The organism is Streptomyces endocoffeicus, from assembly GCF_016741935.1.
In the GTDB taxonomy this organism is placed as follows: domain Bacteria; phylum Actinomycetota; class Actinomycetes; order Streptomycetales; family Streptomycetaceae; genus Streptomyces; species Streptomyces endocoffeicus.
This window is the reverse complement of the sequence record NZ_JAERRG010000001.1, coordinates 2,029,382-2,054,160: the sequence shown is the minus strand read 5'-3', so window position 1 is coordinate 2,054,160 and position 24,779 is coordinate 2,029,382. Positions and strand designations below refer to the sequence as shown.

Here is a 24,779-nt window from a genome sequence, read left to right as displayed (position 1 = left end):
CTCTGATCTGCATCTCTCCACTGTGTACGCGTGGTCATCGACAGCGCAAAGGATCTCGCCCCACCAGTCTCCGAAAAGTTTTCGGTGCTGCGGTGACGTGTTATCGGTCGTGCTGTCCGCCTACGTCAGCGACTGCAGTCAGGTGACGGATACCGCCCGTGGCCCACCCCGACGAGGATTCTGCTGCGAATCGGCGTCTCATGAACAAGGCGAATATCCATGCAGCAGGTAACCCTGGGTGATGTCACCGTCACACGTGTCGAGGAATACTTCGGATCCGTCGACCTGGCGCCCCGGACCTTCTTCCCGGAAAGCCCGGAGAGGGTCTGGGAGGACAACGCGTCCTGGCTGGCCCCTGACTTCTACGACCCTGCCGCCGACAATGTGCGGTCCGCGATTCAGACCTGGGTCCTGCGCAGTGAGGGCAAGACCATTCTCGTCGACACCGGTGTGGGCAACCACAAGCACCGGCCCTACGCACCGGTGTGGGGCTATCTGAACACCGACTTCCTGGGGAATCTCGCCAGGGCCGGAGTGCGGCCGGAGGACGTCGACGTCGTGATCAACACGCATCTGCATGTCGACCACGTGGGCTGGAACACTCGGCTCGACGGCCGTCAGTGGGTGCCGACCTTCCCGAATGCCACCTATCTCATGCCGGAGCGCGACTTCGAGTTCTGGAATCCGGAGAATGAGCACAAGACAGTGTTCGGCCGGGGCAATCAGAACGTCTTCGAGGATTCCGTGGCCCCCATCCGGGAAGCGGGCAAGGCGCTGCTGTGGGACGGCACCCTCGACATCGACACCAATCTGCGTCTGGAACTCGCTCCCGGGCACACCCCGGGATCGTCCGTGCTCGCTCTCGATTCCCGAGGCGATCGCGCGCTCTTCGTGGGGGACATGCTGCACAACCCGGTGCAGATCGCCGATCCCGACACCAACAGCTGCTTCTGCGAGGACCCGGCCGAATCCCGCGCCACCCGCCGCCGGGTCCTCGGCCGGGCGGCCGATCAGAACGCCCTGGTCTTCCCCGCCCACCTGGGCGGCCACGGCGCCGCCGAGGTGCGGCGCGAGGGCGGCACGTTCGCCGTCAAGGAATGGGCCGCCTTCGCCCGCCTGTGACCGGCGGCCGGAGCGATACCGAAGAAGCGACACCGAGGAAGAGACACACCACGCATGACGAACCACACCACCGCCCCCGTCGTCGTGACCTCCCACGGCGCCGTCCGCGGCCGCCAGGAGGAGCACGCCGCCGTCTTCCGGCACATCCCCTACGCCGCCCCGCCACGCGGCGCCGCCCGGTTCGCCCCGCCGACGCCGCACCCGCCGTGGGACGGTGTCCGGGACGCCACCGCGGCGGGCCCCACGGCGCCGCAGCCGAGGCGCGACGCGTTCGGCCACCTCGACATGTCTCCGTACTTCGGACAGGGGTGGGTCCCGGGCGAGGACTACCTCGCGGTGAACGTCTGGACGCCCGACACCACGCGCGACGACCTGCCCGTGATGGTGTTCGTGCACGGCGGCGGCTTCGTGGCCGGGTCCACCCGGTCCGAGCTCTACGACGGCACCGCCTTCGCCCGGGACGGCGTCGTCCTGGTCACCCTCAACTACCGGCTCGGGATACCCGGCTTTCTCCACCTCCCCGACGCCCCCGACAACCGCGGCCTGCTGGATGTGATCGCCGCGCTGCGCTGGGTCGGGGAGAACATCGCGGCCTTCGGGGGCGACCCGTCCCGGGTGACGCTCTTCGGCCAGTCGGCGGGCGCCACCATCGTGGGCGGGGTGGTGGCAGACCCGCGGGCCGAGGCGCTCTTCCAGCGGGCGATCATCCAGAGCGGCAGCGGCCTGGGGGCGTTCAGCCGCGCCCAGGCGAGCCGGGTCACCCAGGCCCTCGCCCGCGTCCTGGGGACGGCCGCGACCGCGGAGGCGCTGGCGTCGGTCCCCGACGAGCGCTTCGTCGAGGCCATGCCCCGACTCGCCGGGATCGACCTCGCGGTCGACGGGCGCTTCGACCCGCTGATCGGCCTGAGCACGTTCAGCCTCGTCATGGACCAGCAGCCGGCCGAGGCGGTGGCCACCGGACGTGGCGCGGGCATCGATCTGCTGCTCGGCACGACCGCCGAGGAGGGCAACCTCTATCTGGCCCCGTCGGGCCACCTCACGTCCTCGACCGAGGAGGACGTCCACGCCACGGCGGTACGCTCCCACCCCGCCCCCGAGAAGCTGGTGGAGGTCTACCGCCGCGAGCGGCCCGGGGCGTCCCCGGGCGAGCTGCGGGCCGCCATCATGACGGACGCCCTGTTCGGCGCGGGCACCCGGCGGCTCGCCACCGCCCACGCCCAGCACCCCTCGTCGCGTACCCACGTCTACGAGTTCGCCTGGCGGTCGCGGGCGCTGGACGGCCGGCTCGGCGCCTCGCACGTCATGGAGCTGCCGTTCGTGTTCGACCGCACCGGGTTGGCGCGGCTGCACGGTCCCGAGGCGATCCTCGGCCCGGCCGAGCCGCCCGCCGACCTCGCCTCCCGGGTCCACGCCACCTGGATCCGGTTCGCGAGGACGGGCGACCCCGGCTGGCCGCCGTACGACAGCGTGCGCAGGACGACCATGCGCATCGCCGAGACATGGACACAGGCGGCGGATCCCGGCGCCCAGATACGCCTGGCCTGGGAATAGCACCACCACGGGCGCCCCACCACGGGCGACCCGCACCCAAGCGCGCCACCGCCTGTCCCAACCGCGTCACGGACGACCCGCGCCCCATCCGCTCGCCGCAGCGGATGGGGTTCCGCGGGTCCGTTGTGTTTTCGGGTCCGGCAAGGGCTTGACCGGAGGCGAAGTGGCTCCTACATTCCTCACACCCTCGAGGTAGATCGATTAACCACTCGTTAACCGCCTGGTTGGAGACCCCCGCAGTGCACTCACCGCTGACCCGGCGCGGCTTCCTCGCCGCCGGTTCCGGCCTCGCCGCCGCGACCGTCCTGCCTGGCCTTTCCGCCTGCTCCGCGCTCACCGGCGCGGACTCCGATCCCGATACGCTCGTCGTGCACAGCCAGCTGGGCACCACCGCCCCGGGATCGCCCACCTACCTCGCGGCCCTCGACCGGTTCCGCAAGGAGAATCCGGGACTCAAGGTCAAGAACCTCATCAACGGCGACGACCTCGCGCAGGTCTACGAGACCTCGCGGCTGGCCCGCAAGGAGCCGGACGTCGTCATGGTCAACCTCTACGACAAGACGCTGGCCTGGACGGACGTCGGCGCCACGGTCGACGTCAAGGGCTACCTGGACGACTGGGGGCTCCGTCAGCGGGTGCTCCCGCGGGCGCTCGCCGAGTGGACCGACGCCAAGGGCAGGGTGCGGGCCTTCCCCTACTTCGCCACCAACTGGCCGATCGCCTACAACCGGGCCCTGCTGGACCGCGCGGGCGTCGACGCGATACCCACCACGGGCGACGAACTGATCGCCGCGGCCCGCAAGCTGCGCGTCAAGAAAATCGCGCCCGTGACCGTCGGCGGCAACGACTGGACCGGGCAGAAGCTGCTCGCCCAGATCATCCAGACCTTCCTCACCGAGGACGCGGCCCGGCACGCCTACTCCACGGGGGACTTCGGCAGCAGGGGTGCCCGGGAGGGCATCGAGTACTTCGTGACGCTGCGGGACGCGGGTGTCTTCGCCGACAAGGCGCAGGGCCTCATCTCGGACTCGATGGTGACGCAGTTCAACACGGAGGCCGCGGCGATCGAGTCGGCGATGTCCTCGGCGCTGGCCAAGGTGCCGCCGAAGGTGGCCCGGCACACCGAGGTCGGCGGGTGGCCGCTGGCCGACGGCGCCGCGCACGACAAGCCCACCATCCTGCGCACCTACACCCTGATCGGGTTCTGGATCAGCCCGAACGGCACCAAGAAGATCGACACCGTCGAGAAGTTCCTGCGCTTCATGTACCGGCCCGACACCGTCGCCCGGTTCATCAAGGAGAGCGGCCGCGACATGGCGCTGCGCTCCGACACCGTCAGCACCGATTTCCCGCTGGTCGCCGCGGCCCAGCGGCTGGGCTCGACGGTGAGCCAGGCGCTGCTGCCCGATGTGTTCGTCCCGCCCGCCGCCGCCCAGCCGCTGATCACCGCGACCAGCACCTCCTTCACCCGCGGCACCAGCGCCGCGAAGGTCCGCGCCGCGCTCGAGACCGCGTACCGCTCCGCGTGAACCGCCCGCCCGTTCGCTCATATCCCGAGCCCGACTCCACGGGAGCCACCTCATGACGACGCTGACGTCGCCCCCGGGCGGGGCCGCGATCCGCCACCCCGCACCGCCCGCCACCAGAGGCCGTACCGGCACACCCCGGCAGGGTGGCACGATCCTCGCCATCCCGGCGCTGGTCTGGTACGCGGTCTTCATGATCGGCCCGGTGGTCGCCATCTTCGTGATCGCCGCACTGCACTGGCCGGGCATGCTCCAGCCGGTGTCGTTCGCCGGGCTCGGCAACGTCCGTACGGTCCTGGACGACCCCGTCTTCTGGGACGCGGTGCGCAATACCGCCGTCCAGCTGGCGGTGGCACTGCCGATCATGATCGTGTGCGCCTACATGCTGGGCTACTACGTGGCCCAGAAGCCGCCCGGACACCGGGTGATCCGCTATCTGTTGTTCATCCCCGGCCTGATCTCCACCCCCGCCAAGGCCATGGTGTTCTACGCGGCGCTGTCCCCGGACGGGCTGGCCAACGGCGCGCTCCAGTCGGTGGGGCTCGGTTCGCTCACCGACGCCTGGCTCGCCTCGCCGTCGACGGCCCTGGCCTGCCTCATCGCCCTGGACGTGTGGAGCGGGATCGGCTTCACCGCCGTCCTGTTCGCCGCCCGGCTCGACGGCGTCCCCGACGACCTCGGCGAGGCGGCGCAGCTGGACGGGGCCGGGCACTGGCGGACCATGTGGCGCATCCACTTCCCCGTGATCCGCGACTACGTCGGCGTGGTCACCATGCTGCAGTTCCTGTGGACCCTCTTCGGTTCGGCGCAGCACGTGCTGCTGCTCACCCAGGGCGGCCCCGGCAGCTCGTCCACGACGCTGTCGTTCCTCGTCTACCAGAAGGCGTTCATCGCGGCCGACCTGGGCTACAGCCAGACCGTCGGCGTCATCCTCTTCCTGGCCGGACTCGTCGGGCTGCTCGCCATCCGCCGCGCGTTCCGCCAGAACTACTGACCGTAAGGCGGCTCACCATGAAACTCGGCAAACGCTGGCTGCCCGCACACATCCTGGTGTGGACCTACGCGGTACTGCTGATCGTGCCGCTCTACTACTTCCTCGCCTCCGCGTTCAAGAGCAACGAGGAGATCTTCGCCCATCCCTTCGCCCTGCCCGAGTCGTTCGGCTTCGGCAACTTCCGCACCGCCTACGACAGCGCCGACCTGGGCACGGCCGTCGTCAACTCCGCCCTGGTGACGGTCCTCGCCCTGGCGCTGACCCTGCTGCTGGCGCTGCCCGCGGCCTTCGCGCTCGCCCGCTCGACGGGACGGCTCGCCTCGGCGATGGAGAAGGTCTTCTCGCTGGGCTTCCTGATCCCCACCTTCGCGGCGCTCTTCCCCACCTTCCTGCTCGCCGCCGCCACCGGGCTGTTCCACACCCGGCTGTTCATGGTCTTCTTCCTGCCCGCGACGGCGATGCCACTGTCGGTGGTGATCCTGGTGCAGTTCATGCGGACCATCCCCAGGGAGATGGAGGAGGCCGCCCGGATGGACGGGGCGTCCACCTACGCGGTGCTGCGCCACATCTACATACCGATGTGCCTGCCCGGCATCGCCACCGTGCTCCTGCTGAACTTCCTCACCTTCTGGAACGAATACCTGTATTCGCTGATCATCATCGGCCCCGACCCCGAGCAGCGCACCGTGCAGGTGGCCCTGCCCACCCTCAAGGCCATCACCGGCACCGACTACGGTGTCCTCACCGCCGGCACCGTCCTGACGCTGATCCCCGTATGGGTCGTCTACACGGTGCTCCAGAAGCGCATGCAGCAGGCGCTCATCAACGGGGCGGTCAAGGCGTGAGCACGACCGCCGCGAAACCCGGACGGCGCCCCACCATCAAAGAGGTGGCGGCCGCCGCCGGGGTGTCCACCGCCGCCGTGTCCCAGGCGTTCAACGACAAGGGGCGGCTGTCGGAGGCCACCCGGCAGCGCATCCTGGACACCGCGATGGAGCTCGGCTGGTCGCCGAGCGCGTCCGCCGCCGCCCTGCGCAGCGCCCGCACCCGCACCCTCGCCCTCGTGGTCCGGCGCCCCACCGATGTGCTCGGCGCGGACCCGCACTTCAGCGAGCTGATCACCGGTATCGAGGGCGAACTGGCGCCCCGCGGCTACGGTCTGCTGCTGCATCTGGTGGCCGGGGCCCAGGAGGAGAACGCCCTCTACAAACGGCTCGCGGCCGAGGGCCGCGTCGACGGCGCCGTCCTGACCGACGCCCGCGCCGACGATCCGCGCCCCGCCCTGCTGGCCCGCCTCGGCCTGCCCGCCGTGCTGCTCGGTCCCCCCGACCGGGCCGCCACCGTGCCACGCGTCGGCCTCGGCCACCAGGCCGCCGCCGTCGAGGAGGTCGTCCGCCATCTGCTCGGGCTCGGACACCGGCGGATCGCCTATGTGGCGGGCCCCGCCGACCTGAAGCACACCCGGCTGCGCGGCGGTGTCTTCGAGACCGCCCTCCGGCAGGCGGGCCTGCGGCCCTACGCGGTCCTGCACACCGATTTCACCGAGGTGTCCGCCGTCGCCGCCACCCAGGCCCTGCTGGACGCCGCCGACCGCGCCACCGCGATCGTCTACGCCAACGACTCCATGGCGATGTGCGGCATCGGCGCCGCCCAGCGCGCCGGGCTGCGCGTCCCCGACGATCTGTCGGTCGTCGGCTACGACAACCTGACGCTCGGCCGCTGGCTGCACCCCCGGCTGACCACGGTCGACCAGCAGGTGCGGCGGGTCGGCGCGGCCGCCGCCCGGCTGCTCCTCGCCCGCTGCGGCGAGGACGTCGAGGAGGCGGCGCTCGACGACCGGCCGCGGCTGGTCATCCGCGAGTCCACCGGACCCGCCCCTGGCTGACGCCGTCCCGCCGACGCCCGGAACCCCGGCCCCGTGCCGGGCCACCCCCCACCCCGTACCACCGACATCCGAGAAGGACCATGCGACGCCACAGCGCCCAGCTCACCCACCACCCCGCCGTCCTGCCCTGGCTCGGCGCCAACTTCTGGTCCCGCACCGGCGGGCCCCTGATGTGGCGCGACTACGACCCGAAGACGGTCCGCGCGGAACTGCGGGTGCTGCGCGAGCACGGCCTGACGATGACCCGGTCGTTCTTCTACTGGCCCGACTTCCACCCGGAGCCCCACCGCGTCGACGAGACGCTGTGCGCACACTTCCGCGACTTCCTCGACGCCCACACCGAGACGGGGATGGGCACGGTGCCCACCTTCATCGTCGGCCATATGTCGGGCGAGAACTGGGACCCCGCCTGGCGCGGCGGCCGCGACCTCTACGAGGACGTGTGGATGGTCGGCCGCCAGGCCTGGTTCGTGTCCCAGATGACCCGCCGCTTCAAGGACCACCCGGCGGTCACCGGCTGGCTCATCACCAATGAGATGCCCGGCTACGGCCGCGTCTACCAGGTGGATCCGCCCTCCTCCGAGGTGGTGACCGCCTGGGCGCAGGCCATGTGCAACGCCGTACGGGCGGCCGGTGGCAACCAGCCCGTCTCCCTCGGCGACGGCGCGTGGGGCATCGAGGTCACCGGCCGCGACAACGGCTTCTCGCTGCGCGACACCGCCGAGTACGTGGACTTCGTGGGCCCGCACGTCTACCGCTCGGACACCGACCGGCCGCGTCAGCACCTGCGCGCCGCCTTCGAGTGCGAACTGGCGTCGGTCACCGGGCAGCCCGTCGTCCTGGAGGAGTTCGGGCTCTCCACGGACACCGTGTCCGATCGGAACGCGGCGGTGTACTACCGGCAGACCCTGCACAACTCGCTGCTCGGCGGGGCCACGGGCTGGATCGCCTGGAACAACACCGACTACGACGACCTGTGGGACCGCTCGCCGTACGACCACCACCCCTTCGAGATGCACTTCGGCATCACCGACCACACCGGCGCCCCCAAGGCCCCGCTGCTCGAACTCGCGGCGTTCGCCGAGGTGTTGAAGGCCGTGGACTTCGCACACTGCCGACGCGCCGACGCGGACGCGGCGCTGGTCGTGCCCGCCTTCCTGGAACGCGGCTATCCCTACAGCAGGCCCGCCGACCGGCCGCTGATCTTCACATCGCTGCACCAGGGCTATGTGGCCACGCGCGCCGCCGACCTGCCGGTGGGCTTCACCCGGGAGGCCGACGGGCTGCCCGGCGACGCGGCCCTGTATCTGCTCCCCGCCACCCGCCAGCTCACCACGCGCACCCGGCGTGCGCTCGAACGCCGCGCCCACGCGGGCGCCACCGTCTACCTCTCGTTCTGCTCCGGTGAGCACCCGGGGACCCGCGGCCCGTGGTTCGACGACCTGGACGGGCTGTTCGGCGTCGAACTGCAGCTCTCCTACGGCGTGGCCGAGCCCATCGAGGACGACGTCCTGGAGATGACGTTCACCGAGGACTTCGGCGGGCTGACGGCCGGGACCTCGCTGCGTTTCCCCGTCGCGGGCAACGAGGACAGCCGGGCGTATCTGCCGGTGGTTCCGCGTGACGCCCGGGTGGTGGCCGTGGACGCCCACGGGCGGCCCGCCCTGCTGGTGCGCGACACCGGGCGCGGCCGCACCGTCCTGGCCACCTACCCCCTGGAGCACATGGCCGCCCGCACCGCCCGCGCCAACCCCGAGGAGACCCACCGGCTGTACGCCGCGCTCGCCGACGTGGCCGGGGTCCACCGCCCGGTGACGGTCGACAGCCCCCACGTCGGCGCGGACCTCCTCGTCCACGACGACGGGCGCCGCTTCGTATGGCTGGTCAGCCAGAGCCCCGAGGAGGTCACCGTCCGCCCCGCCGCCGAGGGCACCCTGCACGACCTGGCGTCCGGCGCGGCGACGGCGGATGTGACACTCGGCCCGTACGGTGTGCGCGTCCTGGAGCTGACATGACCGGCCGGCTCTACCGCGACCCCACCGCGCCGGTGGCGGAGCGGGTCCGCGACCTGCTGGGGCGCATGACGCTCACCGAGAAGGTCGGCCAGGTCAACCAGCGGATGTACGGCTGGCATGCCTACGAGCGCACCGACAGCGGCCACCGGCTCACCGACGCCTTCCGCGCCGAGGTCGCCGCGTACGGCGGGATGGGAGCCCTGTACGGGCTCCAGCGGGCCGACGCCTGGTCCGGCGTCGGCTTCGCCGACGGCATCACGGCGGCGGACGGGGCGCGGGTCGCCGACGCCGTACAGCGGCATGTCGTGGAGAACACCCGGCTGGGCATACCCGTGCTGTTCGCGGAGGAGGTTCCGCACGGCCACCAGGCCCTGGACGGCACGGTGCTGCCGGTCAACCTCGCCGTGGGCGCCACCTGGGACCCCGCGCTCTACGAGGCCGCGGCGGCCGCGGTCGGCGCGGAGATGCGGGCACGCGGTGGCCACGTGGCGCTGGTCTCCGCCCTCGACCTGGTGCGCGACCCGCGCTGGGGCCGCGCGGAGGAGTGCTTCGGCGAGGACCCGTATCTGGCGGCCCGGCTCACCGAGGCGCTGGTGCGGGGGATGCGCACGGCCGACGTGGCCGTGGTGCTCAAGCACTTCGCCGGGCAGGGGGCCACCGTCGGCGGACGCAACAGCGCGGCCACCGAACTGGGCGCCCGCGAACTGCACGAGATCCATCTGGCGGCGGCCCGGGCCGGGATACGCGCCGGTGCGGCCGGGGTGATGGCGGCCTACAACGAATTCGACGGCCTGCCCTGCGTCGCCAGCCGGTCGCTGCTGACCGAACTCCTCCGGGAGCGGCTGGAGTTCGACGGCATCGTCATGGCGGACGGCGGCGCCATCGACCGCCTGGTCCGGCTCACGGGCGACCCGGTGGCCGCGGGCGCCCTGGCCCTCGACGCCGGATGCGACCTCAGCCTCTGGGACGCCTGCTTTCCGCGGCTGGCCGAGGCGGTGGCCCAGGGGCTCGTCGCGGAGCGGACCCTGGACACCGCCGTGGCCCGGGTGCTGGCGCTGAAGTTCCGCCTGGGCCTCTTCGAGCGGCCCTACGCGTCTGCCGTGGACCGGCCCTCCGACCCGCGTGAGCTGAGCGAACGCGTAGCCCGCGCGTCCATCACACTGCTCGCCCACGACGGGGGAGTCCTGCCGCTGACGCCCTCGGCCCGCCGGATCGCCGTCCTCGGCCCGAACGCCGACTCCATCGCCCAGCAGATCGGCGACTACACAGCGCCACAGCGCCCCGGCTCCCGCCACGTCACGGTCCTGGACGGCATCCGCTCGGCCGCCCCGCCGGACACCGAGGTCACCTACGCGCCCGGGTGCGAACTGGTCGGCGGCGACCTCTCCGGTGTCCCCGAGGCGGTCGCGCTGGCGGCAGCGGCGGACAGCGCGGTGCTCGTCCTGGGCGGGTCCAGCGCCCGGTCCGGTGACACCGCCTTCGACAGCAACGGCGCGGCCGTCGTGAGCTCCGCCAACCCCGCCGGTATGACCTGCGGCGAGGGCGTCGACCTGGCCGAACTTTGCCTGCCCGACGGGCAGTTGGCGCTCCTGGACGCGGTGGCGGCCACGGGTGTTCCGGTCGTCGTGGTCCTCGTCCAGGGCCGTCCGCATGCCCTGCCCGACCTCTCCGGCACGGCCGCGGCGGTGCTGAGCGCCTGGTACCCGGGTCCGTGGGGCGGACGGGCCGTCGCCGACGTACTGTTCGGCGCGGCCGGGCCCGAGGGGCGGCTGCCGGTGTCCATCCCCAGGTCGGCCGCGCAGCTGCCGGTGTTCTACAACGCCAAGGACCACCGGTACCGCGGCTATGTGGACCAGCCCGCCACCGCCCGCTACGCCTTCGGCCACGGACTGTCGTACACCACGGTCGGCTACGCGCCGCCACGACTCTCGCGCGCCCGAGTGACACCGGACGACCCGACGCTCAGCTGCCGGGTCACCGTGCGCAACACGGGTGAGCGGCCGGTGCGCGAGACGGTCCAGCTCTATGTGCGCCGGCTGTCGGGCGGCCACTCGTGGCCCCGCATCCGCGAGCTCCGCGGCTTCACCCGCCTCGATCTGCGACCGGGGGAGGAGGCCGACGCCGTGTTCGCGATCGACGCCGACACCCTCGCCTCCGTCACCCGGGACCTGGGCCTCGCCGTCGAACCCGGAGAACTCCTGCTGGAGACCGGGCCCTCGTCCGGCGAAACGCAGGGGGTACGGCTGGGGATCGAGCCGCCCGGCTGATCGCACGCTGTCTGGACGGTTATGTGAGGGACCGTCAGTATGGTGCCCGGGCGCGCCGGGTCCGGCGGAGCCGCGTTCGGGCACCATCGCTCACCCACGGGAAGGCCGCATGCCGACCAGGAGAACACTCAGGTACCTGACGGGAATCGCGTCGATCCTCGCCCTGCTGGCCACGGCGCCGGGACCGGTCGCCACCGCCCAGCAGCCCACCACGGGGGAAGCCCGCACCACCGCCCCGGCCACCTCCGTCACCACTCCCGCGGCCGACAGCTGGCAGCCGCCGCTGTCGACCCGCGGCCGGTACATCGTGGACGCCAAGGGTGACCGCTTCCGGCTCAAGTCGGCCAACTGGGACGGCGCGCAAGGGTCGTGGACGGGGAGCGGCAGTGTCGAGGACCCCGCCAACCACCACTCCGGGCAGAACTCCTCCGGCATCCCCCTCGGCCTGGACCGGGTTCCCCTCCCGACGCTGCTCGCCGACTTCCACCGGCTCGGCATCAACAGCGTCCGGCTGCCGTTCTCCAACGAGATGATCCACGCCACGGCGACCGTCCCGGACAGCGCCGTGGCCGCCAACACCCAACTGCGCGGAAAGACACCCCTGCAGATCTTCGACGCCGTGGTGTCCGCTCTCAGCCGGGACGGCTTCGCCGTCATCCTCAACAACCACACCAACACCACCCGGTGGTGCTGCGGCATCGACGGCAACGAGCGGTGGAACAGCGGCCAGTCCACCGAGCGGTGGATCGACGACTGGGTCTTCATGGCCCGCCGTTACGCCGATGTGCCACGCGTGGTGGGCGCCGACCTCTACAACGAGGTGCGCCGCGATGTCCTGGACGACCCCAACTGGGGTCTCGGCGACGAGCACGACTGGTACACCGCCGCGCAGCGCGCCGCCGACCGCATCCTCACCGAGGCCGACCCCGACCTCCTCATCGTGATCGAGGGCATCAACTGGACCGGGATTCCGGTGGACGGGCTGCCCCACGAGCGCCCCACCCTGGCCCCCGCGCGCACCCTCTCGCACACCCTCACAGACGCCCACAAGCTGGTGTACTCGGCCCACTTCTACGGATACACCGGCCCGCGCCACAGCGGCGCCACCGGCATCGGCGAGACACACGACCCCCGGTACCAGGACCTCAGCCGCGATGAGCTGTATCGAGTCCTCACCGACCAGGCGTTCTTCGTCGCCGAGGACAGCGGGCGGCACTACACGGCACCGGTGTGGATCAGCGAGTTCGGCATCGGATCGGCCGAGACGGGCACCGCGCCGCGCGCCTGGTTCACCAACATCACCGACTACTTCGCCGACCACGACGCCGACTTCGCCTACTGGCCACTCGTGGGATGGGAAGGCCACGACAACTGGTCGCTGCTGCGCTACGACTCCGCGGGCCGCAGATACGGAATCCTCGACCAGGGCGACTGGCGCGGTACGGCGTGGCAGCGGCTGATGACCGCGCCCGAACGCACCGGTCCCGTCGACCGCGTCCCGGTCTGGCGCATGCTCGTCACCGACCACGGCGACCATGTGCAGTCGCTCATCGAGCGGGGCCGGGGCGACTGGGATCCGGGCGCCTACAAGGCCGCCTGCCCCGATGGGCTGCGGCTGATCGGCCTCAGCCACACCGCCGGGCGCGGACTGTGCACCGACACCGGCGCCGACGACCCGCGCGCCCCCGGCACCGCCCATACGGTCGTCACGGATGAACGGTACGTGCCCGCCGGTGGCGACTGGGCCTCCGGCTACACCAAGTTCCAGTGCCCCTCGGACCAGTTCCTCATCGGATACAGCCGCCGCGGCGGCCGGGTGTCCGCCGCGCTGTGCGCCCCGGCCCGCACCCCGTTGGGCACCACCGGACGTACGGTCTGGTTCGACCGCTCCGACAACCGGCCCGCCGACGCCGCCGGTGGCGACTTCGCCCGTGGCGCCTACAAGGGCCAGTGCGCGGACGGCGAGTACGCGGCCGGTATCGCCTTCACCACGCGGGTGGGCAGCTCCGGCAGCCCGGACGCGCTGCTGTGCCGCCGCCTGTCCTGAGCTGTCGCCTGCTGCTGCCCCTGGGATGCCGGTCGCGCCGCCACCCTTGCCCGAATCTGACGGTCCGTCATATCGTGAAGCGGTGCGCGCAGCCGTTGTCGCACGACAGCCCGCTCAATCGGATCAGGAGTTACGGGGTGGAGCCGCACACCACACCCGGGGCCGCGCCGAAAGTACGTGCCCGCGCGGTGACCCGCACCTTCGGGCACGGAGCCCGGCAGGTGCACGCCCTCGGACCACTCGACATGGACATTCGACACGGGGAGTTCTGCTGCATCGTCGGCCCGTCCGGATGCGGCAAGTCCACGTTCCTGCGCATCGTCGCCGGACTCGTCCGCCCCAGCGGTGGCGAGGTCGAGATTCGCGCGCGTCGCCGCCACCCGGCCGCGATGATCCCGCAGGACTACGGCATCTACGACTGGAAGACCGTGCTGGCCAACGTCCGCTTCGGACTCGATGTGCGGCGGGTGCCACGCAGGGCCGCCGACGCGCGGGCCAGGGACTGGCTGGCCCGGCTCGGCCTCTCCGACTTCGCCGACGCCTACCCGGCCACCCTGTCGGGCGGGATGCGGCAGCGGGTGGCGATCGCCCGCGCGCTCGCGGTGGAGCCGGAGGTGCTGCTCCTGGACGAACCGTTCGCCGCGCTCGACGCCCAGTTGCGCACCATCCTCCAGGACGAGCTGCTCGCGGTGTGCCAGGCGACCCGCACCACCGCACTGTTCGTCACCCACAGCCTGGAGGAGGCGATCGTGCTCGGGGACCGGGTGGTGGTGATGTCGGCCAGACCCGGCAGGGTGATCGCCGAACGGCACCCGCCGTTCGAACGCCCGCGCACCGGGGCGCTGCGCCACGCTCCGCAGTTCGCCGCGTTGCGGTCCGAGCTGTGGGAACTCCTGCGCGACGAGGTCCAGCGGGGCGGGGCCGGTGCCACCGCTCCGGCGGACCCGGTGGGGAAGCCCTCATGACGAGCGAGAACACGGCAGCGTCGGCCCGGACCGCGGGGCCCGGTGAACACCCCCGTGAAGGTGAACAGGACGGCGGGTCCGCCGAGACGACGCTGCTGGTGCGGCGCCCCGGACCGGGGGAGCGCGATCCGGTCCGTGCCCACCGGCGCCGCCGCGCCATCGAGCTCTCCCTCGCCCTCGCCGTGCCCGCCGCGCTGGTCCTGCTGTGGCAGCTCGCCGCGGATCAGCGCTGGATCGACTCGCGTATCTACCCCGCGCCGTCCACGATCGCGGCGGACGGCTGGCAGCGCGCCGCCGACGGCAAGCTGTGGCCGGACGTATGGGCCACGCTCAAGCGGGTGATCGCCGGATACGCGCTCGGCACCGCCGCGGGCTATCTCTTCGGGCTGCTGATGGGCGCGCTGCGGATGGTCCGCGCGGCGCTGGAACCGTTGCTCGACGCCCTGTACGTCGTGCCCAAGCTCGCGCTGCTCCCCGTGTTCCTCAATATGTTCGGCCTCGGCGAGGGACCCCAGATCGCGCTCGTCGCGACCACCGTCTTCTTCTTCGTGTGGATCTCCACGATGGCCGCCGTGATGGGCGTCGCCGAGGGCCACCGGGAGGCCGGACAGGTATTCGGCGCCGGTCCCTGGCAGATGTTCCGCCATGTCCTGCTGCCCGCCTCGCTGCCGCAGGTCCTCGTCGGCATGCGGGTCGCGGCCGGAGTGGCGGTCCTGGTCATCGTCGCCTCCGAGCAGATCGCCGCGAACGACGGCCTCGGCCACCTGATCTTCGACTCGCGGACGCTGTTCCAGAACGACGTGATGTTCGTCGGCATCGTCTGCGTGGCCGTGCTCGGCGTGGTCTTCTCCGAACTCGTCCGGTTCATCGGCCGCCGGCTCACCCCCTGGGCGCCGCGGGACCGCGGCCGGCCCCAGTCCTGACCCCCACCTCGGCTCCGGCCCCCGGCCCCCGGAAGGCGGCACCCATGGCACGGACACCCTCCCTCGCCCGCGCCCTGCTCACGGGCGTGACCCTGTTGGGCGTCCTCGGCTCCCTCGCCGCCTGCGACGCACAGACCTCGGACTCGGCGGGCCCGGACTCGCGGGGCAAGCCCCGCCCGATCACCCCCGTCGCGGGCTGCGCCAAGGGCTGGACCGACCCCTCCGACCTGTCCGCCGCCCGCGGGCCCGCCCGTTGCGTACCCGGCGCGCCCGCGCCGAAGCCGCTCAAGAAGAAGACGAAGGTCGTCGTCTCCGCCTCCACGCTGACCGCCGAGTATCTGGCGCCCCTGCGGATCGGCGTGGCCAAGGGCGAATTCAGCAAGGAGAAGCTCGACGTCGAAGTGAAGCTGCTGCCCACCCCGGACGCGCTTCCGCTGCTCGCCAAGGGCGATATCGACGTCCAGTACGCGGCGCCGGAGGCCGCCGTGCTCAACGGCATCCGGCAGGGGTTCGACATTCGCTGGGTCGCCGGCAACTTCACGCCCGCGCCCGGCTCCAGGAGCGGATTCTGGGCCAGGCTGCGGCCGGGCGAGACGGCGGGCGGGGTCAGCCTCAAGGACCGTACGGTCGGCACCCTCATCGGCAAGGGCTCGGTCATCACCTACCCGATGGAGAAGGTGCTCGCCGCACACAAGGCCGATGTGGACAGCGTCCGCTTCCAGCAGCTCGGCCCCGCCGAGGTCCTCGCCTCGCTGAAGAACGGCGGAGTGGACGCGGCCTGGCTGCTCGACCCGGTGTGGCGCCAGGTGGACGGCGACGCGGGCTACGCCTTCCTCGGCGGTCAGCCGCGGGGCGAACCGCTCGGCGGGCTGCTGTTCGGACCCGATCTGCTGACCGGGGACCCGGACGCGGGGGTGGCGTTCCTGCGCGCCTACATCCGCACCGTCAACACCTACTTCGCCGGGGACTACAAGAAGGACAAGGCATTCCTCGACGACCTCGGCGACGCGCTCAAGACCGAGCCGGACATCCTGGCCGCCGTGCCGTCGCTGCGCATGGACTGGGAGATTCGCGCGGGCACCGTGAACCGCCTGCAGAAGGCGTACGCCACCGCCGGGGTGGTCGAGGGCGACCCACTGCCCGAGGACAAGGTCGTGGACCGCTCGTTCTACGCGGAGGCGGTCGGCCACAAGCCCTGACGCGCGCCATCCGCTGGATCACGGAGATCGGCCCCGCAGATTGGCCCCGCAGATCGGCCACGCTGTTCAGCCCGCCGAACGGCCGCTAGTGTGGCCTGCGCCGTAGCGGGCCGACTCTCGCTCCGTGCCGCGCGTCACATGCCGTGTGGCTTTCCCCCACACGGACCCGCGGCCCGGCCGGAATGGCCCAGCTGTCGCACTAAGGACACCGAAATGCACTTTCCTGCCTCCGCGCCGTCCGAGCTGGAGTCCCTGGCGGTCGAGCCGCTGATGACACGGGACTTCGAGACCCGGCCCGCCGCGGTCTACGCACGCCTGCGGGCCCGGTACGGGCCGGTGGCACCCGTCGATCTGCACGGGGTGCCGGTCTGGCTGGTGCTCGGCTACCGCGAGGTGCGGGAGGTACTGCGCGACGAGAGCGCATGGAAGAAGGACGTCCAGCACTGGCGGTGGCTGAGCGAGGGCCGGGTGCCGTCCGACTGGCCGCATCTGCCTGGCTACCAGGTCAGCCATCTGCTGGTCCAGGACGACCAGCGGCACAAGGCGACACGCGCCGCCGTGGAGGAGGCACTCGCCCCCTTCCAGGACTCCGACGCGCCCCAGTCCTGGGAGCTGGCGAACGCCGTCTCCCGCCACGCGGATGAGCTGATCACCTTCTTCGCGGACGGCGGCGACAGCGGATGGGTGGACCTGGGCGCGCAGTTCGCGCGGGCGCTGCCGCTGATGGCCGTCAACCGGCTGTTCGGCTTCCCGGTCGACCAGGGCGACGACGTGTTCATGGACTCCTGGCGCATGGTGGACGGCGGTCCGGACGCCGGCGCGGCCGTGGGCCGGCTGGTGGCCGCGACGACCGAACTCGCGGCGTACAAGAGGCAGAACCCCGGTGACGATCTGACCACCCGGCTGCTCGCCATCGAGCCCCCGCTGACGGTGGAGCAGATCGGCCTGGAGCTCTACGCGATCATCGTCATCATGTCGGAGCTGGTCAGCCACGCCATCACCAACAGCGTGCTGGAGGTGCTGGCCGGGGAGGCCGGGACGCGGGCCGGACTGATGGCGGGGCCGGTCGAGGAGCTGGTCAACCGCGTGCACATCGCCTCGCCGCCGTGGGTCAACCTCACCTTCCGCTTCCCCGCGGTCGACACCGACCTGGGGGACTTCCGGCTCGCCGCGGGCGATGTGGTGGTGCCCTCGATCGCCGCCGCGCACGGCGACCCGATGTTCGCCCCGCCCGGCAGTCAGGACGCGTCGGTGAGTTCGCGCGCCCATCTGGCCTGGGGCGCGGGGGCGCATCAGTGCCCGGGCCGGGGGCTGGCCGACATGATCGTCACCACGGCGGTGGGCAAGCTGTTCGAACGGTGTGACTTCGAACTCGGGCTGCCCGTCGACCAGTTGCCGTGGCGCTCGTCCACGTATGTACGCGGCATGAAGTCCTTCCCGGTCCGGTACCGGATGCGGACTCGGCAGGCCCCGCTGCCCCCGGCCGCCGGAGCCACGGCGCCCGCCCCGCTGCCGGAGCCCGCCGCGTCCGCCCCCGCCGAGCCGGAACGGCCCCGCTCCGCGCTCTGGCGCTTCCTGGCGAGCCTGCGCCGAGGCTAGGGGGTGTTCGGCGGGTCTCGACGCCTGCGGCGAGCCGTTCCCCTCCCCGCCCCTTCCCAAAACCGGGACTCCGCCCCAGCCCCCAAAACCCGGGACTCCGCCCCAGCACCCCGAAACCGGGGCTCCGCCCCTGGCCCCCGGACCCGGGGCCGCGCCCCAGAGCCCGGACTGGGGCTCCGCCGCCAGGGCTCGGACTGGGGCTGTGTTCCAGGGCCCGAAGGTGTGGCTTCGCCCCTGGTCCCCGGACCCGGGGCTCCGTCCTCAGCGCTCGGACTGGGGCTGTGCTCCAGACCCCGAAACTGGGGCTTCGTCCCAGGACCCTGGACCCGGGGCTGTGCTCCAGACCCCGAAACTGGGGCTTCGTCCCAGGACCCCGGACCCGGGGTTGCGCTCCAGACCCCGGACCGGGGCTCCGCCCCAAACTCCGGGGTCCAGGGGCGAAGCCCTTGGTAGCGGGAAGGGGCGGGGAGGGGACAGATCCGCCGGACACCCGTCGGCGTCCGCGCCCGAAGCTCGGCGCGTAACGCCCTTGCGCCGGGTCGCCGGGCTGTAGTGCGCTGACCCTCATGAGGAGCATGAGGGTCATGAGCGCCATGAGGAAGCCGAGCCTTGCCACGCTGGTCGCCGCCCTGGTGGCGGGCTCCCTCTGCGCGGGCGCACCGCAATCACGGGCCGAGGCCGCCGAGGCCGCCGATGCCGGCGGTGGCATTCCGTCGCCGGCATCGGCGGCCGCTTCCCCCGCCCAACTCGGCGTCGATCTCGACACGGTGACGATCCCCGAACTCCAGGCGCGAATGGCGAACGGTTCGCTGACCTCGTCGGCCCTGACCACCGCCTATCTGCGGCGGATCAAGGCCATCGACCCCACGATCCACGCGGTGCTGCGCACCGACCCCACCGCCCTGCGGCAGGCGGCCGCCAGCGACGCCAGGCATCGGCGCGGCCACACCCGTGGCCCGCTCGACGGCATCCCCGTCCTCCTCAAGGACAATGTGAACACCCGCGACCTGCCCACGACCGCCGGGTCGCTGGCGCTGGCCGGAAGCCCGCCGGACACGGACGCCGCCCTGGTGACACGGCTGCGCCACGCGGGGGCGGTGATCCTCGGCAAGACCAATCTGTCCGAGTGGGCCAACTTCCGTGCCGCGAAGCCGACTTCGGGGTGGTCCGCCGTCGGCGGGCAGACCAGCAACCCCTACGTGCTGGACCGCAACCCCTGCGGTTCGTCCGCCGGTTCGGGCGCCGCGCTCGCCGCGTCGCTGGCGCAGGTGGCGATCGGCACCGAGACCGACGGCTCCATCGTGTGCCCGGCCGGGATGAACGGGGTGGTCGGCCACAAGCCCAGCCTCGGCCTCGTCAGCCAGTCCGGAGTGGTCCCGATCTCCGCCGAGCAGGACACCGCGGGGCCGATGGCGCGCAATGTGATCGACACCGCGCTCACCTTCTCGGTGCTCAGCGGCACCGCACTCCGCGGCGATCCCGCCGCCCTCCCGGAGACGCCCGGTCTGCGCGGCAAGCGCATCGGCCTGTGGCGGCTGCCCTCGCTCGGGCCCGAGGTGGACGCCGTGATGACCCGTACCGCGCAGCGACTGCGCGCGGCGGGAGCCGAGGTCGTCGAGGTGACGCCGCCGTACCAGGACCGGCTGGCCGAGCTGGAATTCCCCGCGCTGCTGAGCGAGTTCCACCGGGACATCGACGCCTACCTCGCCACCCGCGAGGGGCCGCACGACCTCGCCGAGCTGATCGAATTCAACCGCGCACACCCGGCGGAGCAGACCTGCTTCGCAGGGCAGGAGCTGTTCGAGCAGGCGCTTGCCGCACCTCCCACCACCGACCCCGAATACCGGGCGATGCGCGCCGAGTTGAAGGACCTCGCACGGCGTTCCCTCGACGAGACCATGGCCACCCACCACCTGGACGCCATCGCCTCGCCGACGAACCCGCCCGCCTGGACCACCGACTGCGCGCGCGGCGACAACGATGTGATCCCGTCCTCGACCCCCGCGGCCGTGGCCGGATACCCGTCCCTGTCGGTGCCCGCCGGGTTCGTGGACGAGCTTCCCGTGGGCGTGCTCCTGATGGCCGGTGACCACGAGGACACCGAGTTGTTGTCGCTGGGCGCCGCGGTGGAGCGCCGGCTGCACGCCTGGCGGGCGCCGCGCTACCTGCCGTCAGCGGGAACCGGCGCCTCCCGGCGAACGGAGTGAACGGAGTGAGCGGCCCATCGGAACGTCTGCCGCAAAAGCCACGGATACTCGCGCTAGTGTGCGCGCGTGAACCTTCATGTCGTCATAGGATTCGGGCCCGCGGGGGCGGCCACTGCTCGGCTGCTCGCCGAAAGGGGCCATACGGTACGCGTCATCACCAGGTCGGGCCGGAGCCCGGAACCGGGTATCGAGCACGTCGCGCTGGACGCGACGGACAGCGAACGACTGACCGAGGCCGTGCGGGGCGCCGCCGCCCTCTACAGCTGTGGCGCACCGCCCTACCACCGCTGGGCGAGTGAATGGCCGCCCCTGGTCTCGTCGCTCTGCGCGACCGCCGAGGCCACCGGGGCGGTCCTGGTCATGCTGGGCAACCTCTACGGGTACGGCCCGGTGGACGGCCCCCTGACCGAGGAGCTGCCGCTCGCCGCCACCGGCACCAAGGGGCGGGTGCGCGCCGCCGCGTGGGAGCAGGCGCGAGACCTCCATGAGCAGGGCCGTATCAAGGCGGTCGAGGTGCGGGCGTCGGACTTCTTCGGGCCCGGGGTGACCGACGGCGGGCACCTGGCCGCGCGGGTCGTGCCACGTGTGCTGCGCGGCAAGCCGGTCTCCTCGCTCGGGGACCCGGACACCCCGCACAGCTGGAGCTATATCCCCGATGTGGCCGCCGCCCTGGCCGAGGTGGCGGGCGAGGAGCGGGCCTGGGGGAGGGCCTGGCACGTGCCGACGGCGCCCGCGCTGTCCACCCGGGAGATGGTGGGCCGCCTCGCCACGCAGGCGGAGACCGGGCCGGTCGCGGTGCGCGGGCTGCCGTCGGCCGTGCTGGCACTCGCGTCGCTGGTCTCTCCGCTGCTCCGCGAGCTGAAGGAGGTCCGGTACCAGTTCGACCGGCCCTTCATCATGGACGCGAGCGCCTACGAAGCCGAGTTCGCGGTGCGCGCCACCCCCGTCGACGAGCAGGTCAAGGCGACGGTGGAGTGGTGGCGCGAGCGACTGGACACCGCCGGGTGACGGCCGTGAGAGCGAAGGAATCCACAGTGGGCACAAGCGGAACGCGGCGCGATGACGTCGCGATCGTGGGAATGGCCTGCCGGTTCCCGGGGGCGCGGAACGTCAACCAGTACTGGCGGCTGCTCAACGAACCGAGGGCGCAGTTCGCCACCGTCCCGGACTCGAGATGGCGCACCGCCACCTTCCTCAGCGACAACTTACGCGACACATCCTCGACCTATACGGACACCATGGCGCTGCTGCCGGACGTGGGCCACTTCGACGCGGCGCACTACGGCATCCCGCCACGCCGGGCCAGATCGATGGACCCGCAAGGGCGGCTGCTGATCGACCTGACCCGTGAGGCCATCCAGGACGCCGGATGGGAGGCCGAGGACTTCGACCGCGAGGAGACCTCGGTGATCACGGCGCTCACCGAGAGCGGCTATCGCGAGATCACCACCATGCGCATCCGGATGCGCCAGCTGACCGGCGGTGAGTTCGGGGCGCGGGCCACCGATCCCCAGTGGCCGGAGACGGTCCGCGCGGTGGACGGGCTGCACGGCTCGTCCGTGGCCGGACTCCTGCTCAACATGGGGCCGAACACCGTCAGTTCGGTCTTCGATCTGCACGGCGAGAGCTATGCGCTGGACTCGGCGTGCTCCGGTGGCCTCATGGCCGTGGCCAACGCCGTGTTCGCACTGCGCGCGGGCCGCTGCCGCATCGCCCTCGCGGGCGGCGCCCAGCTGATCCTCGCCCCCGATCTGCTGGTGGGGCTGTGCCGGATCGGCGCCATCTCGCGCAGCGGCAGATGCCTGCCGTTCGGCGCGGAGGCCGATGGCTTCGTCCTGGGGGAGGGCGCCGGGGTCCTGGCGCTGCGCCCCCTGGCCGACGCGCTGGCCGCGGGCGACCGGGTCTACGCGGTGATACGGGGTGTGGGCACGGCCAACGACGGGACCGTACAGGGCGGAATGCACCCCCAGGCGGCCGGTCAGCTCAGGGCCCTGCGCCGGGCCTACCGCGACGCCGATCTGACCCCGGACGCGGTGGGCTACCTCGAGGCACACGGCACCGGGACCACCGTCGGCGATCCGGTCGAGGTCGGCGTCCTGGGCGAACTGCGGGGCGAGCGGGGCGCGCCCGCGTTCCTCGGCGCGGTGAAGGCGGTGGTCGGACACGCGCTCAACGCCGCCGGGATGGCCGGGCTCGTCAAGACCGTGCTGGCCGTGCACCGGGGAGTGATACCGCCACAGCCGGAGTTCGATCTCGCCGACCGCTCCGGGCTCGAGGCCGCGCGGCTGACCATTCCGACGAAGCCGACCGTATGGCCGGAGTCCGGGCAGCCGCGCCGGGCCGGGGTGAGCGCCTTCGGCTTCGGCGGCACCGGTGTCCATCTGGTGGTCGAGGAGTGCGCCACCGCACCGGCCCGTCCCGCACCGGACGAGGGGCCGCGGCTGCTGGTGCTCAGCGCCCGCGACCGGGCCGGGCTGGTCCGTTACGCCCGGGAGCTGGCCGACACCCTCGCCGAGGACCGGCCGCCGCTGGCCGGGGTGGCGGACACCCTGGCCCGCCGGGCTCCGCTCGCCGAACGCCTCGCCCTGGTGGCCGAGGACACCGCCGACGCCGTCACCAAGCTGACCGCAGCGGCCGAGGCCGTGGCGGCCGGCCGCGCCGGGCAGCTCGGGCCGGGGCAGATGGCCGGCACGGTGCCACCCGGTGAGCAGCCGGAGGCCGCCGTGCCCGCTCCGGGCTCGCTGCCCGCCGAGGAACGCTCGGCCGCGCTGGCCCGGCTCGCCGAGCGGGCGGTCACCGGCGCGGGGCTCCGCCCGGTGATGGAGCGCATACCGCCCTGCACCCTGCCACCGAGCCCGCTCGCTCCGCGCCACCACTGGGCGGTGGACGAGTCGGCGCGCGCCCCCGAGGAGGCCCCGCCCGCCCTCGCGGCAGTGGGGGAGGGCCGGACCGGGCCGGTGGACGCGCGGGCCGGTGGCGGATCCGCCGCGACCATCGTGCTCGAAGAGCTCTCGCGGACCGGTGTGTTCCCGCTCGCCGATCTGGCCGAGCGGATGGAGCTGGTGACCGACCTCGGCTTCGACTCCCTGATGCTCCAGGAGCTCGAGGTCAACATCGGCAAACGGATACCGGGATTCCGCACCGAGGAGATCTTCTCGCCCGACCTCACCGTGGAACGGCTGGTCGGGCTGGTCGATCCGCATCTCACCGGGGCGCCCGTCCTCGGTGAGCCACCGCCCCGGGAGACACGGGGGGACTGGGACGCGGCGACCGCGTGCGCCGATGACTTCCCCGAGGTGCGGCAGTTCGAGGAGCGCCTGAGCACGATCACGGGCAGCGGCGCGGGCTTCCCGTACTTCCGTGTCCACCAGGGCACCATCCGCGATACGACCATGATCGACGAAAGGCCGTATCTGTCCTTCGGCAGCTACAACTACCTGGGGCTCTCCGGCCATCCGGCGGTCAACGAGGCCGTGCACCAGGCGGTGGACCGGTACGGGACCTCGGTCTCGGCGAGCCGGGTGCTCTCCGGTGAACGGGACCTGACCGTACGGCTGGAGCGGGCGCTGGCCGACTTCCTCGGCACCGCGGACTGCCTGGCGCTGGTGAGCGGCCACGCCACCAACGTCACCGCGATCGGGCACCTCGTCGGCGCGCGGGACCTGGTGGTGCACGACGCGCTCGCCCACGACAGCATCCTCCAGGGCTGCGCGCTGTCCGGGGCGGCACGGCGCCCGTTCGCCCACAACGACATCGGCGCGCTGGAGGACACCCTGCGGCGCAACCGGTCCCGGTTCCGACGCGTGCTGATCGTCGTCGAGGGCGCCTACAGCATGGACGGCGACCTGGTGGACCTGCCCGCCATGATCGAGCTGAAGCGGCGCTACGGCGCCCTGCTGATGGTCGACGAGGCGCACAGCATCGGCACCGTGGGCCAACGCGGCCGTGGCGTCGGCGAGTTCTTCGGCGTCGACCGGACCGATGTGGACCTGTGGATGGGCACCCTGTCCAAGACGTTCGCCAGCTGCGGGGGCTATCTCGGCGGCTCGGCCCGGATGGTGCGGTGGCTGCGGCACACACTGCCGGGCTTCGTCTACAGCGTCGGCCTGACCCCGGCCAACGCGGCCGCGGCGCTGGCCGCCACCGAGCTGATCGTCGCCGAGCCCCACCGGGTGCGCGCGCTGCGGCGCAACGCGGAGCTCTTCCTGGGCCTGGCCGGCTCGGCCGGTCTGGCGACGGGCACCAGCGCCCACACCCCGATCGTGCCGTGTCTCCTCGGCGACTCGGCGAGGACCCTGCACATCGTGGACCGGCTGTTCGACCGCGGTGTGATCGCCGATCCGATCTTCCACCCCGCCGTGGAGGAGGGGCTCGCCAGGCTGCGGTTCTTCGTCACCAGCGAGCACCGTGAGGACGACATCCGGCGCACCGTGGCGATCCTGGCCGAGGAGGTGGCGGCCACCGGGGGATGAGTGAGGC

At 72.2% G+C, this 24,779-nt stretch carries 16 protein-coding genes; all 16 read left to right on the top strand.

Going from position 1 to position 24,779, the window contains the following annotated elements; genetic code table 11:
* Positions 1-219: 219 nt before the first annotated feature.
* Entirely contained in the window at positions 220-1,122 is a 903-nt protein-coding gene (locus JK364_RS07915) for an MBL fold metallo-hydrolase (protein ID WP_201848738.1), read from the top strand.
* A gap of 54 nt (positions 1,123-1,176) precedes the next feature.
* A complete protein-coding gene (locus JK364_RS07910; RefSeq protein WP_201848737.1) occupies positions 1,177-2,673 on the top strand; it encodes a carboxylesterase/lipase family protein in 1,497 nt (498 codons plus the stop codon).
* Between the two features lie 239 nt (positions 2,674-2,912).
* Entirely contained in the window at positions 2,913-4,202 is a 1,290-nt protein-coding gene (locus tag JK364_RS07905) for an ABC transporter substrate-binding protein (RefSeq protein ID WP_201848735.1), read from the top strand.
* A gap of 52 nt (positions 4,203-4,254) precedes the next feature.
* Entirely contained in the window at positions 4,255-5,193 is a 939-nt protein-coding gene (locus JK364_RS07900) for a carbohydrate ABC transporter permease (RefSeq protein WP_201848733.1), read from the top strand.
* A 17-nt stretch (positions 5,194-5,210) separates the two neighbouring features.
* The gene (locus tag JK364_RS07895; RefSeq protein ID WP_201848731.1) at positions 5,211-6,038 is read left to right on the top strand and encodes a carbohydrate ABC transporter permease; all 828 of its coding nucleotides are present in this window, start codon (positions 5,211-5,213) and stop codon (positions 6,036-6,038) included.
* The gene (locus tag JK364_RS07890; RefSeq protein WP_201848729.1) at positions 6,035-7,078 is read left to right on the top strand and encodes a LacI family DNA-binding transcriptional regulator; all 1,044 of its coding nucleotides are present in this window, start codon (positions 6,035-6,037) and stop codon (positions 7,076-7,078) included. The genes JK364_RS07895 and JK364_RS07890 overlap by 4 nt, the downstream gene beginning before the upstream one ends.
* Before the next feature lie 80 nt (positions 7,079-7,158).
* Positions 7,159-9,093: a cellulase family glycosylhydrolase gene (locus JK364_RS07885; RefSeq protein WP_201848727.1), complete on the top strand. Its 1,935-nt coding sequence runs from the start codon at positions 7,159-7,161 to the stop codon at positions 9,091-9,093.
* Positions 9,090-11,360: a glycoside hydrolase family 3 N-terminal domain-containing protein gene (locus JK364_RS07880; protein WP_201848725.1), complete on the top strand. Its 2,271-nt coding sequence runs from the start codon at positions 9,090-9,092 to the stop codon at positions 11,358-11,360. The genes JK364_RS07885 and JK364_RS07880 overlap by 4 nt, the downstream gene beginning before the upstream one ends.
* Positions 11,361-11,469: 109 nt before the next feature.
* Complete coding sequence (locus JK364_RS07875; RefSeq protein ID WP_201848723.1) at positions 11,470-13,407, top strand: glycoside hydrolase family 5 protein; 1,938 nt, start codon at positions 11,470-11,472, stop codon at positions 13,405-13,407.
* 137 nt (positions 13,408-13,544) lie between these two features.
* Positions 13,545-14,372 carry an ABC transporter ATP-binding protein gene (locus JK364_RS07870; protein WP_201848722.1) on the top strand — a complete coding sequence of 276 codons (828 nt, stop codon included), beginning with the start codon at positions 13,545-13,547 and terminating at the stop codon, positions 14,370-14,372.
* Positions 14,369-15,295: an ABC transporter permease gene (locus JK364_RS07865; RefSeq protein WP_230991361.1), complete on the top strand. Its 927-nt coding sequence runs from the start codon at positions 14,369-14,371 to the stop codon at positions 15,293-15,295. Before JK364_RS07870 ends, JK364_RS07865 begins: the two co-directional genes overlap by 4 nt.
* Positions 15,296-15,339: 44 nt before the next feature.
* Positions 15,340-16,494, top strand: a complete 1,155-nt coding sequence (locus tag JK364_RS07860; RefSeq protein ID WP_201848720.1) for an ABC transporter substrate-binding protein — start codon at positions 15,340-15,342, stop codon at positions 16,492-16,494.
* Positions 16,495-16,707: 213 nt separating this feature from the next.
* Positions 16,708-18,093 (top strand): cytochrome P450, encoded by a 1,386-nt coding sequence (locus JK364_RS07855; protein WP_201848718.1) that lies wholly within the window; start codon positions 16,708-16,710, stop codon positions 18,091-18,093.
* Positions 18,094-18,686: 593 nt separating this feature from the next.
* A complete protein-coding gene (locus tag JK364_RS07850; RefSeq protein WP_201849002.1) occupies positions 18,687-20,300 on the top strand; it encodes an amidase family protein in 1,614 nt (537 codons plus the stop codon).
* 66 nt (positions 20,301-20,366) lie between these two features.
* Positions 20,367-21,308 carry an NAD-dependent epimerase/dehydratase family protein gene (locus JK364_RS07845; protein ID WP_201848716.1) on the top strand — a complete coding sequence of 314 codons (942 nt, stop codon included), beginning with the start codon at positions 20,367-20,369 and terminating at the stop codon, positions 21,306-21,308.
* 26 nt (positions 21,309-21,334) lie between these two features.
* Positions 21,335-24,772, top strand: coding sequence for an aminotransferase class I/II-fold pyridoxal phosphate-dependent enzyme (locus JK364_RS07840; RefSeq protein ID WP_307841182.1), 3,438 nt, complete (start codon positions 21,335-21,337; stop codon positions 24,770-24,772).
* The last annotated feature ends 7 nt before the right edge of the window (positions 24,773-24,779 follow it).